We start from the raw sequence: 16,662 nt of genomic DNA, 5'->3' as shown, positions 1-16,662 counted from the left end.
CTGCTAGCTTGCCGCCCGCTTTCCCGCGGAAACCCAAGCAGACGCGTCGTTGCAATGCCTGTAATACACAGGTGTTAAACCGGTGAATCTCTTGAGAATTCAAAGGAAAGAACTCAGGGCAAACGCTCTTGTAGCTCAGGGGTAGAGCGCGTCCTTGGTAAGGACGAGGTCGCCGGTTCAATTCCGGCCAAGAGCTCCAGTTCAGAGTAAGCAAACCACTAAGAAAAACCAGCAGCCCCTTCAACCGGGCAACCAACAATACATTACATCATGGCTAAAGAAGCATTCGAAAGGAACAAGCCACACGTCAACGTCGGCACAATCGGCCACGTTGACCACGGCAAGACAACTCTCACAGCAGCAATCACCAGCGTCCTTGCAGAGCAAGGCGGCGGTGTGGCTAAGGCATATGCTGATATTGACGCAGCTCCCGAGGAGCGCGAGCGCGGTATCACCATCTCCACGGCACACGTTGAGTATGAGACCCCAAACCGTCACTACGCACACGTTGACTGCCCAGGTCACGCTGACTATGTGAAAAACATGATCACCGGTGCTGCCCAGATGGACGGTGGTATCCTCGTGGTATCCGCAGCGGACGGCCCAATGCCCCAGACCCGTGAGCACATCCTGCTTGCCCGTCAGGTCGGCGTTCCTGCCCTCGTTGTTTTCATGAACAAAACGGACCAGGTTGACGACGCGGAACTCCTCGAGCTCGTCGAAATGGAAATCCGTGAACTTCTCAGCGCCTACGAATTCCCCGGTGACGACATCCCTGTGATCTCCGGCTCCGCCCTCAAGGCTCTCGAAGGTGACGCCGATCAAAAGGCCAACATCCTCAAGCTCATGGAGGCCGTTGACACATACATCCCTGAGCCTGAGCGCCCAGTGGACCTTGACTTCCTCATGCCTATTGAGGACGTGTTCTCCATCGAGGGTCGTGGCACTGTTGCCACCGGCCGTATCGAGCGCGGTATCGTCAAGAAAATGCAGGAAGTCGAGATCGTCGGCATCCGCGACACACAGACGACTACCGTCACGGACATCGAAATGTTCCGTAAGCTCCTTGACGAAGGTCGCGCAGGCGACAACGTCGGCCTCCTCATGCGTGGTCTCAAGAAGGACGACCTCGAGCGTGGCCAGGTGATCGCCAAGAAAGGCAGCGTGACTCCTCACACCGTCTTCAAAGGTGAAATCTACGTCCTCAGCAAAGACGAGGGTGGACGTCACACTCCATTCTTCAGCAACTACCGTCCCCAGTTCTACTTCCGTACGACTGACGTTACCGGCAGCATCAAGCTTCCCGACGGTGTTGAGATGGTCATGCCTGGCGACAACGTCGAGCTTGAAGTTACTCTCATCACACCTATCGCCATGGAAAAAACCATGCGCTTCGCTATCCGCGAAGGTGGCCGCACCGTTGGTGCAGGTCGTGTAGGTGAGATTATCGCCTAAGTCTGACTTAGGTCTGGTGGTCTCCTCTGCGGGGATTGCCACTAGGCTGGTTTTTTGGGGCACTTCGGTCAATTTTCCGGGGTGCCCCTCAGTCGCCTCTAGAAATAGCAGGGCCCCAAGCACCGTCTCCGGATGGTCGCAACAAGGCAGATCGAAAAGCATTCACATCACAGGGAAGTAGTTCAATGGTAGAGCGTCGGTTTCCAAAACCGAAAGTTGCAGGTTCGAGTCCTGTCTTCCCTGCCAGCTTTTCAAGCACCGCACATCCACTTCCGCCTCCAGGCCCCGCCGCTCCTCCGTCCCTCCGCCTCGTCCTCCATCACAAGCTTTCCCAATAGCTTTTTTACATACACAACAGCATGTTCAGGAAAATCGCCACCTTTATCCACGAAGTCAAAGCCGAGCTCCGCAAGGCATCATGGCCGTGGGATAACGACCCCAAAGTCAAAGGCTTCAAAAAATACAAGGAACTTGTCGACTCCACTCTGGTAGTACTCGTCGCCATGATACTGCTCGCGGGATTCGTTTCCCTCTTTGACGTTGTCGCCACCAAGGTTCTCGGTCTCATTACCAGCCTCGGGCAGTAATTCGCCCCGCACTCCCACCCGCTGCCCAAGGGCGCCACCACTTTTACTCACTCTTTCCTACCCATCACCTCAGCCATGCCCAACATTCCAGAACCAAGCAAGCAATGGTACGTCGTCCACGTTCTCTCCGGCCAGGAGCAGAAAGTCCGCGACCGGATCAATCGCCTCGTGGAGTCCGAGGAAATGGGCGATGTCATCTACGAGGTCCTCGTTCCCCAGGAACGCGTCGAGGAAAACCGCAAGGGCAAGAAAATCGAAACCAAACGTAAATTCTTCCCAGGATACATCATCGTCAACATGAAGCTCTTTGATGAAGCCCAGAACCTCGTCGACAAGACATGGTATTTCATCAAGGAAATGGACGGAGTCATCGGCTTCGCCGGCACCAAGGACAAACCCATCCCCATGCGCCAGCGTGAGGTCGAGGGCATGCTTGGACAGATCAAGGAGCGTGAGGAAAACGTCCGCCCCGCCATCAGCTTCGAAACAGGCGACTCCGTCAAGGTCGGCGACGGCCCCTTCGAAGGCCAGACCGGTATCATCGAGGAAATCGACCACGAAACCGGCAAACTGCTCGTTTCCGTCACCATCTTCGGCCGTGCCACCCCGGTCGAACTTGAAGCCTGGCAAGTCGAAACCGCCTGACCAGCGAAACTACCTGAAACTGTCCCATTTCTTAATGTCGCCGTGAATAACGGAATCATTTAACCATAACAACCAAATAGCAACCAACTACCACCATGGCCAAGGAAGTCAAACAAATCCTCAAACTGCAAATCCAAGCAGGTCAAGCCAACCCGTCCCCCCCCGTAGGCCCCGCCCTCGGTCAGGCCGGCGTCAACATCATGCAGTTCTGCAAGGACTTCAACGCAGCTACCCAAAAGCAAACCGGTGATCTCCTGCCTACCGTCATCACCGTCTACAAGGACGCCTCCTTCACCTTCATCACCAAAAACCCACCGGCTGCCGTCCTTCTCAAAAAGGCCGCTAAAATCGCCTCCGGCTCCGGTGAACCCAACAGGGTGAGCTGCGGAAAAATCACCAAAGCCCAGCTGATGGAAGTCGTCAACATGAAGATTTCCGACCTCAATACCGACGACCCCGAGCAAGCCGCCAAGATCCTCGCCGGCACCGCCCGCCAGATGGGCCTCGAAATCACAGGTATGTAACCACTCTCCGTGCGCAGCACGCAAATCACACCGATCACTGCCGACTGCACACTGACCACCTCAGGCCCAGCCTGACCAACCCGCAGGAGAGTCGCTGAAATCCACGACTCGCCCGCACTGCAACCAAAACAATGAGCAAAAGAAGCAAACGCTACCAAAAAGCCGCCGAACTTGTCGATTCAAGCAAGCAATACGGCATCGAAGACGCAGTGGGACTGATTAAAAAGTTCCCCGCACCCAAGTTTGACCCCACGGTCACTCTTTCATTCAAACTCGGAGTCGACCCGCGTAAAAGCGACCAAATGGTCCGCGGCTCGGTCGCACTTCCCCACGGCACTGGTAAAAATGTCCGTGTTGTTGTATTCGCCACGGGTGATGCCGCCAAGGCCGCCCAAGCCGCGGGTGCCGACGAAGTAGGTATGGAAGACCTGATCAAAAAGGTCCTCGACGGCTTCACCGATTTCGATGCCGCCATCGCCACTCCCGACGCCATGCTCGAGGTCCGTAAGATCGCACGTGTCCTCGGACCACGTGGCCTCATGCCCAACCCCAAGACCGGCACTGTGACCGAAGACACCGCCGCCGCCGTCAACGCGGTCAAGGCTGGCCGTATCGACTACAAACTCGATAAAAACGGCAACGTCTCCGCCGCCATCGGTAAAGCATCCTTTACCAACGAGCAACTGCTCGCCAACGCCACCGCCCTTCTTGAGAGCGTCGCCAAGGCGAAGCCGGCTACCGCCAAGGGAAACTACATCCAGAACGTCACCCTGGCCGCCAGCATGTGCCCCGGTGTCGCCCTCGAATCCTCCCTCTACACCACTAACTAATCAACCCAAGGAGAAAAGACCATGAATCCTGATAAGAAATACATCATCGACGAACTCTACGAGCGCGTCAACTCGTCCCCATTTGTCCTGGTAGTTGATTACACGGGTATGACCGTTCCTGAGTTCAATGAACTCCGTAACCGCCTCCTCGACAACGGCTCCGAGTGCCACGTCGCCAAGAACACCTACATGCGTAAGGCCCTTGAAAACGCGGAACTGCCGGACATCAGCGAACACCTTCTCGGTCAGACCGCATTTGTCACCGGCGATTCCGATGTCTGTGGCGCTGCCAAGACCATCAAGAACTTCGTCAAGGAGTTCAAGAAACCAGAAGTAAAGACCGGTATCCTCGACGGCGACATCCTCGACGCTGCCCAGATCAATGCCCTTGCCGACCTCCCATCCCGCGAGGTTCTGCTGGCAACACTTCTCGGCACCATCAACGCACCTGCCTCACAGCTCGTCCGCACCATCAACGAACCCGCCGCCTCACTGGCCCGGGTCATCAAAGCAAAATACGAAGGGTAAGTCAGTATCACTGGCGGGCTGCGCAAGCAGCCTAACCACTGACTACTGTCCACTATCCACCAACTACCGAAAAATCTGAACGGATGGCGTATCCCCCTCCAGGGATGTGCCTGATAAAAAATAAGGTTCCCACGTCGGATCTTAGGCATAAGAGCTGAAATGTCCGGAAGCTCCGGGCGCGACGTAACCAACAAAAGGAGAAAAACAAAATGGCTGACTTAAAAAAAATAGCTGAAGAACTGGGCAAACTCACCGTGCTTGAAGCCGCTGAGCTTGTAAAATCCCTCGAAGAAGAGTGGGGCGTTTCCGCCGCCGCTCCTGCCGCCGCCGCCGCTGCACCTGTTGCCGCCGCTGAAGCTGCCGAGGAAAAAACTGAATTCGACGTCGTGCTCGCTGAAGCCGGTGGAAACAAGATCGCTGTCATTAAGGCAGTGCGCGAAGTTGCCAGCGGTCTCGGTCTTGCTGATGCCAAAAAACTTGTCGAGAGCGCTCCCGTTCCCGTACTTGAAGGCGCATCCAAGGACGACGCAGAAGCAGCCAAGGCCAAGCTTGAAGAAGCTGGTGCCAAGGTTGAACTCAAGTAGTCACCTGCTCGAGTTTCGGTAGAACCCCCATGTTCTACGCACCTTAGACTTTCTTTGTGTGTGGTGCCTCTGCCCCGCACGCACCACACACAAGTCAGTCATCCCACCAACAAGAAGATCCAACTTCTTTTTTCAAATCAAAAAACACCCCGAATCGCCAGGGAAGACGTTCCTTGGAAATTCATCCACCCACCACAACTCGCAGCACTTCGTGTATCACCCAACGCCCGGACTGGCAACAGTGCGGGCACCTCTGCCTCCGGTAGAGCTATAAAATCGCCCCGGCGGTTCGTGTGCATGGCAGCCGCTTCCAGTTGAACTAACAGCCCATCCAGCATCCAGCTTACCCAAGCTCATAACCACTACTTATCATGGCAGAACGACGCTACTACGGAACGATTGAGGAAGTCATCGAACCACCGAATTTGATCGAGGTTCAAAGCAAATCCTATGAGGATTTTCTCCAAAAGGACATACCCGCATCCCAGCGCGATGACTCCGGCCTCCAGGCCGTATTTCGCGAAATTTTCCCCATCAAGAGCTATGATGAGGCGATCACCTTGGAATTTATTTCCTTCGATATCGAAGACCCCAAGGCTACCGCCCTCGAGTCCCTCCAGACCGGCGAGACCTTCAGTGCCGCCCTCTACGTCACCTTCAAGCTGAAGGACGAAAGCGGCACCAAAAAAGAGCGCGTTTACATGGGTGAAATGCCGATGATGACCCGCCGTGGCACCTTCGTCATCAACGGCGCCGAGCGTGTCATCGTTTCCCAGCTCCACCGTTCACCCGGTATCTGCTTCGAGACCTCCACCCACCTCAATGGTAAGCTGCTCCACTCCTTCCGCATCATCCCCGACCGCGGCTCATGGTTGGAGACCCAGTTTGATACCAACGACCTTCTCTACGTCTACCTCGACCGCCGCCGCCGTCGCCGGAAGTTCCTCGCCACCACATTCCTCCGTGCCATGGGCTGGCCTACGAACCGTGACCTCTGCGAGCAATTCTACAACATCGAGCAGCTTAACCTGAAGAAGGTTGTCAAGGACAACGACGAAGAGGAACTCGCCCAGAAAGTCACCTTCGAGGACATCCTCGACGGTGAAGTGGTCATCGTCAAAGCATTCGAGCCGATGACCATCGGCAACGTCAACCAGCTCATCGAGCTGGGCCACAAGTCCGTGGACGTCATCGATTCCCGCGAAGACGAGATCCTCCTCAAATCCCTGAAAAAAGACCCGGCACACGACGAGGAGTCCGCACTCAAGGACATCTACCGCAAGCTCCGCCCCGGTGACCCACCCACCGTCACCAACTCCAAGGCGCTGCTCGACCGGCTGTTCTTCGACGAAAAACGCTACGACCTCACCCGCGTCGGTCGTTACAAGATCAACCAGAAGCTCAAGCTCAAGGTCGATCCCAAGGCACGCGTCATGGTGCCCGATGACTTCCTCGGTGCAGTCAAGTACCTGCTCAAGCTGAAAAAAGGCGAGGGTGTGCTCGACGATATCGATCACCTCGGCAGCCGCCGTGTTAGAGCCGTCGGCGAACTTCTCGGCAACCAGTGCCGCGTTGGTCTCGCCCGGACCGAGCGCCTCGTCAAGGAGCGCATGACTCTCTTCGATGTCAACCTCGAGGGGATGACACCACAGAAACTCATCAACCCGAAGGCTCTCAGTGCGGTTATCCGCGACTTCTTCGGTCGTTCCCAGCTTTCCCAGTTCATGGACCAGACCAACCCACTGGCCGAGCTGACCCACAAGCGCCGCCTCTCCGCTCTCGGACCCGGTGGTCTCAACCGCGACCGCGCAGGCTTCGAAGTCCGGGACGTGCACACCTCCCACTACGGCCGTATCTGCCCGATTGAAACCCCCGAGGGTCCTAACATCGGTCTGATCAACTCGCTCTGCACCTATGCCCGGATCAACGAGTTCGGATTCATCGAGACCCCCTACCGCCTTGTGAAAAACGGTAAGGTGACCAACCAGATCGAATACGTCACCGCCGACCAGGAAGAGGAATTCCTCATCGCCCAGGCCAACAATCCCATCGATAAAAAAGGCAACTTCCTCACCGAAAAAATCACCGCCCGCGAAAGCGGCGAATTCATCGAGGTCGATCCCAAGACGGTGCAATACATGGACGTGTCACCGAAACAACTCGTTTCAGTGGCTGCCGGTATCATCCCCTTCCTTGAGCACGATGACGCCAACCGGGCGCTCATGGGTGCGAACATGCAACGCCAGGGTGTGCCACTCCTGATCTCCGACGCCCCGCTCGTGGGCACCGGACTCGAGGCCAAGGCCGCCCAGGATTCCCGCGCTGTGATCACCGCGGAGGCCGACGGTATTGTCGCCGCCGCCACCGCAGAGGTCATCATCACCACCAAAGACGGTGAGCTTCCCGTTTCCGACGAGAAGTTCCTCAGTGATATGACCGCTGTGAAAAGCAATCCTGCCAAAGGTATCTTTGCCTACCCTCTGCGCAAGTTCATGCGTTCCAACGCCGGCACCTGCCTCAACCAGAAGCCGATCTGCAACCGCGGCGACAAGGTGAAGGTCGGCGATGTGCTCGCAGACGGACCTAACACGGACAAAGGCGAACTCGCCCTCGGCCGCAATATCCTCGTGGCATTCATGCCGTGGAACGGATATAACTTCGAGGACGCCATCGTCATTTCCGAGAAAGTGGTCAAAGAGGATATCTATACCTCCATCCACATCTCCGAGTTTGAGTGCGCCGCCCGCGACACCAAGCTGGGACCCGAGGAAATTACCCGTGATATCCCGAACGTCGGTGACGAGGCTCTCAAGAACCTCGACCACGACGGCATCATCCGCATCGGTGCCGAGGTCAAGCCCGGCGACATCCTCGTCGGTAAGATCACGCCGAAGTCCGAAACCGAACTCGCCCCGGAGGAACGCCTCCTGCGCGCGATCTTCGGCGAGAAGGCCGCTGACGTGAAGGACACTTCACTGCGTGTGCCCTCCGGCTGCACCGGTATCGTCCAGGACATCCGCGTGGTCACCCACGGTCTCGCCCGCAAGCGCGAGAACGAGCTGGACCCCTCCAAACTCAAGAAGCAGGTCAAGAAGATCAACGACGACTACAAAAAGAAAAAGGACCAGCTCACCGAGCAGTTGACTGAGAAGCTCTCGGACATCCTCCTTGGCGAGAAGATCCCTCTCGATGTGGTCAACGCCCAGACCGGCGAGATCATCATCCCGGCCAACCGCAAGATCACCAAGACGCTGCTCCGCAAGCTCGCGGCGATCTACGATCACATTGAAATCGATCCATCACCGATCCGTAACAAGATCCTCGAGATCATCTCCACCTTCGAAGGCCGCTTCGGCGAGCTCGACACCGATCGTGAGCGTCGTCTCGACCAGCTTGAGAGCGGTGAGGAAATCGACCCGGGTGCCATCAAGGAAGTCAAGGTCTTCGTCGCCGCCAAGCGTAAGCTGAGCGTCGGTGACAAGATGGCCGGACGCCACGGTAACAAGGGGGTGGTCGCTACCATCGTGCCCGAGGAGGACATGCCCTTCCTTTCCGACGGCACCCCCGTCGAGATCTGCCTGAACCCACTCGGTGTGCCATCCCGGATGAACGTCGGACAGGTTCTTGAAACCCACCTCGGAGTTGCCGCCAAGGCTCTCGGGTTCACCGTGGCCACCCCGATTTTCGACGGTATCCCCGAGTCCGAGATCTGGAAGTTCATGAGCGAAGCCAAGAAGGTGGAAGGATACACCTGGATTGGCGACGGTAAGGACGGCACCACCGCCGGTAAGTCGACCCTCTACGATGGTCGCACCGGTGAAGCCTTCCAGAACCCGGTCGTGGTCGGTATGATCTACATGCTGAAACTGGGTCACCTGGTGGCCGATAAGATTCACGCCCGCGCCGTTGGTCCATACAGTCTTGTTACCCAGCAGCCGCTCGGTGGTAAGGCCCAGTACGGTGGCCAGCGATTCGGTGAGATGGAGGTGTGGGCACTGAAGGCATACGGTGCCGCCTATACCCTTCAGGAAATTCTCACCGTGAAGTCTGATGACGTGCAGGGCCGCACCAGGATCTACGAAGCCATCGTCAAGGGGGATAACACCCTTGAGGCCGGCACACCGGAATCCTTTAACGTCCTGATGAAGGAAATGCAGTCCCTCTGCCTGGATGTCCGGCCTGGAACCGGCGGCAGGCCGAAGAAGGGCGGTGCTGATTTCTCGCTCGATGACCTCACACTCTAACCGCAGAAAAAACAACAACCCGCCGCCCCAGCGGCGGTGCATCCTAATAACTGATAACCAATAACTGATAACTACTTTATGAGCGTTGAAAATAACCTGCGTGAACTCTTCGGAGTCAATGAAAAGCCCGAACAGTTCGATCATGTTGCCATCACCGTGGCATCCCCTGAAATCATCCGTTCCTGGTCCAGCGGCGAAGTGCTGAACCCGGAGACGATCAATTACCGTACTTTCAAACCAGAAAAAGGAGGTCTTTTCTGTGAGCGCATCTTCGGTCCTACCCGCGACTGGGAATGTGCCTGCGGAAAATACAAGCGTATCAAGCACAAAGGCGTTGTCTGTGACCGCTGCGGTGTGGAGGTGACCCTCTCCCGCGTCCGTCGTGAGCGGATGGGCCACATCGAGCTTGCCGTTCCCGTTTCACACATCTGGTTCTACAAGTGTATGCCAAGCCGGATCGGTCTGGTCCTCGACCTCGCCGCCCGCCAGCTTGAGCGTATCATTTACTACGAGGACTTTGTTGTCACCGATGTGGGCTCGTCCGAGCTCCAGCTGGGTCAGCTGCTCAGCGAGAGTGAATACTTCGATGCCGAGGACGCCTACGGCGAGGGGAACTTCAAAGCAGAGATGGGTGCCGAGGCACTCCAGTCCCTGCTATCCGGTGTCAACCTGGCCGACCTGACCGCGCAGTTGGAGGAGGAAATGCTGAACACACGTTCCAAGCAGACCAAGAAGAAACTCGCCAAGCGGATCAAGCTGGCCCGTGGTTTCGCCCAGTCCAAGACCCGCCCCGAGTGGATGATCATGAACGTGCTTCCTGTGATCCCGCCGGACCTTCGTCCGCTGGTTCCCCTGGAAGGTGGCCGCTTTGCTACCTCCGACCTCAACGACCTCTACCGTCGTGTCATCAACCGCAACAACCGTCTCAAGAACCTGCTCAAGCTCAAGACCCCGGATGTCATCATCCGGAACGAGAAGCGTATGCTCCAGGAGGCTGTCGACGCCCTGTTTGACAACGGTCGCCACGGCCGTGCCGTCACCGGTGCCGGCAACCGCGCCCTCAAGTCACTCTCCGACATGCTCAAGGGTAAGGGGGGACGTTTCCGCCAGAACCTTCTCGGTAAGCGGGTCGACTACTCCGGCCGTTCCGTCATCGTGATCGGACCAGAGCTGAAGCTCAACCAGTGTGGTTTGCCTAAGAAAATGGCGCTCACCTTGTTTGAACCCTTCATCATCCGCCGACTCAAGGAGCTTGGCTACTGCCACACCGTGCGTAGTGCCAAGAAGATGATCGACCGCAAGACAACGGAAGTCTGGGACATCCTCGAAGAGGTGACCAAGGGACACCCGGTCATGCTGAACCGCGCACCTACCCTGCACCGTCTGTCCATCCAGGCCTTCGAGCCAGTCCTCATTGAGGGCTCCGCGCTGCGTGTGCACCCACTCGTCTGTACCGCCTACAACGCGGACTTCGACGGTGACCAGATGGCTGTGCACGTGCCACTCTCGGTAGAGGCACAGATGGAGGCGCGCCAGCTGATGCTTGCGCCTAACAACATCTTCTCACCCGCCAGTGGTAAGCCGATCACCGTTCCTTCCCAGGATATTATTCTCGGCTCCTACTACCTCACCTATGCCCGTGAACTCACGGCCAAGGAGAAAAAGGCACGTGAGGGTGTCCACCTGCCCTTGTTTGAAAACACCACCGAGGTCGAGTTCGCCATCGCCAGCCGCAAGGTCAAGTACCACGACTGGATCCGCCTGCGCAACCCGGACTATGGTTCGAAAGACAAGCACTACGGTGACCCTGAGCATAAAATCATCGTTACCACCCCCGGTCGTGTCCGCTTCAACGAGATCTGGCCATCCGGCCTCGGCTTCATCAACTTCAACGTGGGTAAAAAGCAAATCGGCGACATTATCTGGCGCTGTTACCAGTGTGCTGGCCAGACCGGTACGGTCGAGGTGCTCGACGAGCTGAAGTCACTTGGTTTCAAGGAAGCCACCCGTTCCGGTATCTCCATCGGTATCATCGACATGGTTGTGCCCGAGGAGAAGAAGCCTGAGCTTGAAAAAGCCTACGCGGAGGTTGAGAAAGTCACCAAGCAGTACCGCAACGGTGTCATCACTGACAACGAGCGCTACCAGCAGGTGATCGATATCTGGACCCATGCGTCCGACAACATCGCTGACGCTCTCTACCGCAAGCTGGAGCACAACGAGGGCGATAAGATCGTGAACCCGCTCTTCCTCATGGTTGACTCCGGTGCCCGGGGTAACAAGCAGCAGATCAAGCAGCTCTCCGGTATGCGCGGTCTGATGGCCAAGCCGTCCGGCGACATTATCGAGCGTCCGATTACCTCCAACTTCCGCGAGGGCCTCTCGGTGCTGGAATACTTCATCTCCACCCACGGTGCCCGTAAGGGACTTGCCGATACCGCGCTCAAGACCGCTGACTCCGGTTACATGACCCGTAAACTGGTCGATGTTTCCCAGGACGTCATCGTCTTTGAAGAGGACTGCGGCACCGTCAACGGGATCACTGCCGAGCCGATCATCGAAAACGACGAGGAGGCGGCATCGCTGTCATCCCGTATCTACGGTCGTGTTTCCGGTGAAAAAGTCACCGACCCCGTCAGTGGCAAGGTGATTCTCAAGGTAGGACAACTCATCGGTGAAAAAGAGGCCTCCCAGATCGAGAACCTCGGCTTCGAACGCCTCAAGATCCGCTCCACCCTCACTTGTGAAAGTGACCGTGGTTGCTGTCAGAAGTGTTACGGCCTGAACCTCGCCTCCGGTGAGGTCGCTAAAATCGGCGAAGCGGTGGGTATCATCGCCGCCCAGTCGATCGGTGAGCCCGGAACCCAGCTGACCATGCGTACCTTCCACGTCGGTGGTGTGGCATCATCGTCGTTCAAACAGCCTATCATCAAAGCCAAACACGGTGGTATCGTCGTCTACAAGGACGTGCGTGCTGTGAAGGACGCCGATGGGAACTTCGTTGCCCTCAACAAAAAAGGATCCATTGCCATCCGCGACAAGGACGGTCTCGAGCTTGAGTCCTACAACCTTGTGATGGGATCGGCTATTTCGGTTCCTGATGGTGAAACGGTCAAGAAGGGTGCCACCTTCGTCACCTGGGACCCCTATAACGTGCCTATCCTCACCGAGAAGGCAGGTAAGGTTGAGTTCCGCGACATGATCAAAGGCATCACCGTCCAGTCCGAGACCGACAAGGAAACCGGCAAGAAGGGTATGGTGGTCACCGAGCACAAAGAGGACCTTCACCCGCAGGTTGTCATCGTTGACAAAGATACTTCCGAAGTGATCTACAGCTGTTCCATCCCCGTCGGTGCCCACCTTTCCGTCAAGGAGGGGACGCTCGTCAAAGGAGGTGCCCAGCTTGCGCGGACACCACGTAAGATCGCCAAGACGGGTGATATCACCGGTGGTCTGCCACGTATCGCCGAGCTCTTCGAAGCCCGTCGTCCGAAAGAGGCCTGCACCATCGCCAAGATCGATGGTGAGGTATCCTTTGGTTCCAACGTCCGCGGCAAGAAGAAGGTTATTGTCACCGATATGGACACCGGCGAAAGCGCCGACCATCTCGTGCCGATGGGTAAACACATCATCGTCGGTGAAGGCGACTTCCTCCACCGTGGTGACCAGATCACCGAGGGACCTGTTTCCCCCGACGATCTGCTCGAGGCATGTGGTGCGCAGGCCCTGCAGGAACACCTTACCAACGAGGTCCAGCGCGTTTACCGTCTCCAGGGTGTGGAAATCAATGACAAGCACATTGAGATCGTCATCCGCCAGATGCTGCGCAAGGTGAAGATCACCGAGCCAGGCGACACGGAATTCCTCTGGGGCGACCAGATTGATCGTACCACATTCAAGAAAGCGAACGAAGAGGTCGTCGCCAACGGTGGTGCACCAGCCGAGTCCGAGCCCGTGCTGCTAGGTATCACCAAGGCATCCCTCGAGACGGAATCCTTCATCTCCGCTGCATCCTTCCAGGACACGACACGTGTTCTCACCGATGCGTCAACGGTTGGTCGTATCGATTACCTCCGCGGCTTCAAGGAGAACGTGATCATGGGTCACCTGATTCCCGCCGGCACCGGATTCCACGAGCACCGCGACACGGAAATTGAATTCACCGTCGATGAGCCGGAGCCGAAGAAAGTGGAGCCCGAAGCTGGTCTTGAGGGTGACGAGGATACCAGCACTTCTGAAGAGGAGCCATCCCTGCAAGCTACTCCCATTTCCTCGGAAGAGGAGTCCGCTTAATCGCTGACCACCAATCATTCCCAAGCCCGGCCTCACCACGCGTGACGCCGGGCTTTTTACGATCAATAGGCTGGCAGACTACTGGAAGCTTCTGACACTGCTGATAAGAAGACCGAAAGATTCAAAGTCCAATATCTACACAGAGGGTGTTGCTGTAGATGTGGCGGGGGTGACCCGCCGCCTGCTCGATTTTTTTCTTATTATTCCTTCGTTTGATTATCCTGGTCGGCTACGTAACCGTGACCTTTTTTTGTTTTGAGGATATCAAAGGGAGTGCCGCAGTACATGCAGCGCCAGCGTTGGCTGATCATGACGTTCAGCACAGCTGTGGTCCCATAGTTCAGGGGTCTGACCCTGAATGACTTCTGGTGTTTGTGTGCCAGATTATCAAGAAACGGGGTGCATTTGCACAGGGGGCATGTGGCTTTCCGCCGTTTAAAATAGGCAACCGTCCAGAGGAAGCCACAGATGGGAAGCAAGGTAACCAGTGTATAAGCGGCACCACGTCTCAGCTCGATCGGTGCGAGAAAAAAAGTCACGACACTGGTGCAAAAAGCAATCAGGCCCAGGTAGAAGAGCAGTGTCGCCAGGACGGCCACTACAAAAGGCCTTTTGTAGGGGATGGAGCGTGAGCGCTGCTCGAGTGATAGCTTTTGGCGGGTCTCGCGTGCGTTGCCGGATGTCTGGACAGCTGAGGGCATGGATACTTAACGTGTGTAAATATCCTACAAAAATGAAGCAATGACAAGACTAACAATTTATCGAGCCCCCTCGGGGCCTCGTTAGCGGCACAATAGCGGGGCAATGACGAGGCTGACAATGGCCATCACGTTAATGAGGATGTTCATCGACGGACCGGAGGTATCCTTGAACGGATCACCGACGGTATCACCAACGACACAACCCTTGTGGGTTTCGGAATTCTTGCCACCGTAATGGCCGTCCTCGACATACTTCTTGGCATTGTCCCATGCGCCACCTGCGTTCGACATAAAAAGAGCCATCAGGATACAGCCAAGCAGGGCGCCGCACAGTGTCCCGGTGAGCGCGATGGCACCGATACCGGTGCCCCCGATGGCGTTGAATCCAAAGCCGACAGTGATCGGGGTTCCAACGGCGAGTAAAGCGGGGAGGATCATGCGTTTGGTGGCGGCCTGGGTGGCGATATCGACGCATTTTGCAGAATCCGGCTCTCCGGTGCCCTCCAGGAGGCCCGGGATTTCGCGGAACTGGCGGCGGATCTCGTTGATCATTTCGAAGGCGGCGCTACCCACGGCATCCATGGTGATGGCTCCGTTTAAAAAGGGAACGATCCCCCCGATAAAGAGACCGACGAAAAAGGTGCGTAATACCGCTTCGTCAGCAAAGTTGAAGCCTTCACCCACGCCGGATTTTTTGATGAAGGCGGTGATCAGGGCGAGGGCAGCCAATCCAGCGGCACCGATGGCGAAGCCCTTGCCTATGGCGGCGGTGGTGTTGCCCACAGCGTCGAGTCCGTCGGTGATCTTGCGGGTTTCCGGTCCCATGGCACTCATTTCAGCGATACCACCTGCGTTGTCGGCAACCGGTCCGTAGGCATCGATGGCCATGGTGATACCCACCGTTCCCAACATCCCCACGGCGGCCAGGCCTACTCCGAAGAGACCTGCGAATTCGTAGGAAACATAGATGGTGGCGGCTAGTGTCAGGAGTGGCACGGCGACGGATTTGAGCCCTACCGACAAGCCGCTGATCATCACCGTTGCGACGCCGGTTTCACCCGACTTGGCGATGTCACGGATGGGTTTTCCTCCTGTATAATACTCGGTGATCAGGCCGATGATGATACCGCCGACGGCACCGCAGAGAACGGCGAGCGCAGCATTGCCACTCAGCCCCAGCATGCTGGTGTAACCGAATGAAGCAATAATAAAGATGATGGCGGCGCCAATGGTTCCAATACGTAATGCGCTGGCGGGGTTTTTGGCTGACATCATTTTTACCAGCAGGATACCGAGGACCGAGCAAAGCAGCCCGACCGTGGTGAGCGCCAACGGGAGAAACATCAATTCATCAGCCTTTTCCGCCGTGGTGCCGAGCTTCTCCAGCAGCGCGGAGTTCTTGGCCGTATCGGCAGCAATCGCTCCGGCAATGGCCACTGTGGCAATCTGGGCACCGCAGTAGGATTCAAAAATATCAGAGCCCATACCGGCGACGTCACCGACGTTGTCACCGACGTTATCAGCGATCACGCCAGGATTACGGGGGTCGTCCTCGGGGATGCCTGCCTCCACTTTACCCACCAGGTCAGCACCGACATCGGCGGCTTTGGTGAAAATGCCACCACCAACCCGATAGAAGAGTGCCACCAGTGATGCCCCCATGGCAAATCCCTCCATGATTTCCGCAACGTGCTCGTTTTCCTTGTAAAAGTAAAACAGCCCACCCAGTCCGATGAGTCCCATCGAAGCAACGGTGAGGCCCATCACCGAGCCGCCGAAGAAGGCAACCCCGAGCGCGTCGGCCTGTCCATTGTCGCGTGCGGCCAGCGTGGTTCTAACATTGGCGCGGGTAGCGGTGAACATACCTACGAATCCGGCGAACGACGAGGCGAGGCAGCCTAGGACAAAGGCCAGGGATTGTTGTTTGCCGTAGTCCTCTTTTTGGAAAAAGAAGAGCAGCAGGGCAATGATGATTGCGAAAAAGGATATGAGGACGAACTCGCGTTTCATGAAGACCATGGCGCCCTTGTGAATCTGGTCGGCGATTTCCTTCACCTTGCCCTCGCCGCCCGGGCGTTTGAGGATGTTAGATAGAATCAGGAATGCGATGACAAGGCCTGCGATGCCTGCGATGGGAGTGACGATGGGATTCATGGGGAGGAGTGCGTGTGTGTTTGGATGGGTTGCTGACGGGGGAGCTGGTATAAAATAAAAAGCGGGGGACCTGGCCCCGCTGGTGTAGAGGCGATGAGCATAGGAATTGCGCACACA

Annotated in this window: 11 protein-coding genes and 2 tRNA genes; 11 read left to right on the top strand and 2 right to left on the bottom strand. The window is 56.7% G+C overall.

From position 1 onward, the window contains the following. Window positions 1–124: 124 nt before the first annotated feature. From H7A51_16460 to rpoC, 11 genes are all read left to right on the top strand, one after another. A tRNA-Thr gene (locus H7A51_16460) sits at window positions 125–199 on the top strand. A 71-nt stretch (window positions 200–270) separates the two neighbouring features. After that, window positions 271–1,455 carry an elongation factor Tu gene (gene tuf / locus H7A51_16455; GenBank protein MCP5537812.1) on the top strand — a complete coding sequence of 395 codons (1,185 nt, stop codon included), beginning with the start codon at window positions 271–273 and terminating at the stop codon, window positions 1,453–1,455. A gap of 171 nt (window positions 1,456–1,626) precedes the next feature. Beyond that, window positions 1,627–1,701: transfer RNA gene (locus H7A51_16450), tRNA-Trp, on the top strand. A 113-nt stretch (window positions 1,702–1,814) separates the two neighbouring features. Next, window positions 1,815–2,042, top strand: a complete 228-nt coding sequence (locus tag H7A51_16445) for a preprotein translocase subunit SecE (GenBank protein MCP5537811.1) — start codon at window positions 1,815–1,817, stop codon at window positions 2,040–2,042. A gap of 75 nt (window positions 2,043–2,117) precedes the next feature. After that, entirely contained in the window at window positions 2,118–2,687 is a 570-nt protein-coding gene (nusG, locus tag H7A51_16440; protein MCP5537810.1) for a transcription termination/antitermination factor NusG, read from the top strand. Between the two features lie 95 nt (window positions 2,688–2,782). Continuing rightward, window positions 2,783–3,211 carry a 50S ribosomal protein L11 gene (rplK, locus tag H7A51_16435; GenBank protein ID MCP5537809.1) on the top strand — a complete coding sequence of 143 codons (429 nt, stop codon included), beginning with the start codon at window positions 2,783–2,785 and terminating at the stop codon, window positions 3,209–3,211. Window positions 3,212–3,342: 131 nt separating this feature from the next. Then, window positions 3,343–4,041: a 50S ribosomal protein L1 gene (locus tag H7A51_16430; protein ID MCP5537808.1), complete on the top strand. Its 699-nt coding sequence runs from the start codon at window positions 3,343–3,345 to the stop codon at window positions 4,039–4,041. Window positions 4,042–4,062: 21 nt separating this feature from the next. After that, entirely contained in the window at window positions 4,063–4,569 is a 507-nt protein-coding gene (rplJ, locus tag H7A51_16425) for a 50S ribosomal protein L10 (GenBank protein ID MCP5537807.1), read from the top strand. A gap of 209 nt (window positions 4,570–4,778) precedes the next feature. Then, window positions 4,779–5,153 (top strand): 50S ribosomal protein L7/L12, encoded by a 375-nt coding sequence (gene rplL, locus H7A51_16420; protein MCP5537806.1) that lies wholly within the window; start codon window positions 4,779–4,781, stop codon window positions 5,151–5,153. 371 nt (window positions 5,154–5,524) lie between these two features. After that, the gene (gene rpoB, locus H7A51_16415) at window positions 5,525–9,397 is read left to right on the top strand and encodes a DNA-directed RNA polymerase subunit beta (GenBank protein ID MCP5537805.1); all 3,873 of its coding nucleotides are present in this window, start codon (window positions 5,525–5,527) and stop codon (window positions 9,395–9,397) included. A gap of 78 nt (window positions 9,398–9,475) precedes the next feature. Further along, window positions 9,476–13,690, top strand: coding sequence for a DNA-directed RNA polymerase subunit beta' (gene rpoC, locus H7A51_16410; GenBank protein MCP5537804.1), 4,215 nt, complete (start codon window positions 9,476–9,478; stop codon window positions 13,688–13,690). A gap of 200 nt (window positions 13,691–13,890) precedes the next feature. On the opposite strand, the gene H7A51_16405 is transcribed toward rpoC, so the two are convergent. After that, entirely contained in the window at window positions 13,891–14,391 is a 501-nt protein-coding gene (locus tag H7A51_16405; protein MCP5537803.1) for a hypothetical protein, read from the bottom strand. 81 nt (window positions 14,392–14,472) lie between these two features. Beyond that, entirely contained in the window at window positions 14,473–16,545 is a 2,073-nt protein-coding gene (locus H7A51_16400; protein MCP5537802.1) for a sodium-translocating pyrophosphatase, read from the bottom strand. Window positions 16,546–16,662 lie beyond the last annotated feature (117 nt).

The sequence above is a fragment of the Akkermansiaceae bacterium genome (assembly GCA_024233115.1).
Classification (GTDB): domain Bacteria; phylum Verrucomicrobiota; class Verrucomicrobiia; order Verrucomicrobiales; family Akkermansiaceae; genus Oceaniferula.
This window is presented reverse-complemented; position numbering and strand designations above follow the sequence as displayed.

Bases quoted from the DNA above. Each gene is read 5' to 3' on its own strand.
- H7A51_16430 (MCP5537808.1), top strand. From the start codon at position 3,343: ATGAGCAAAAGAAGCAAACGCTACCAAAAAGCCGCCGAACTTGTCGAT.
- nusG (MCP5537810.1), top strand. From the start codon at position 2,118: ATGCCCAACATTCCAGAACCAAGCAAGCAATGGTACGTCGTCCACGTT.
- H7A51_16405 (MCP5537803.1), bottom strand. From the start codon at position 14,391: ATGCCCTCAGCTGTCCAGACATCCGGCAACGCACGCGAGACCCGCCAA.
- rpoC (MCP5537804.1), top strand. From the start codon at position 9,476: ATGAGCGTTGAAAATAACCTGCGTGAACTCTTCGGAGTCAATGAAAAG.
- rplK (MCP5537809.1), top strand. From the start codon at position 2,783: ATGGCCAAGGAAGTCAAACAAATCCTCAAACTGCAAATCCAAGCAGGT.
- rplJ (MCP5537807.1), top strand. From the start codon at position 4,063: ATGAATCCTGATAAGAAATACATCATCGACGAACTCTACGAGCGCGTC.
- H7A51_16400 (MCP5537802.1), bottom strand. From the start codon at position 16,545: ATGAATCCCATCGTCACTCCCATCGCAGGCATCGCAGGCCTTGTCATC.
- rplL (MCP5537806.1), top strand. From the start codon at position 4,779: ATGGCTGACTTAAAAAAAATAGCTGAAGAACTGGGCAAACTCACCGTG.
- H7A51_16445 (MCP5537811.1), top strand. From the start codon at position 1,815: ATGTTCAGGAAAATCGCCACCTTTATCCACGAAGTCAAAGCCGAGCTC.
- tuf (MCP5537812.1), top strand. From the start codon at position 271: ATGGCTAAAGAAGCATTCGAAAGGAACAAGCCACACGTCAACGTCGGC.
- rpoB (MCP5537805.1), top strand. From the start codon at position 5,525: ATGGCAGAACGACGCTACTACGGAACGATTGAGGAAGTCATCGAACCA.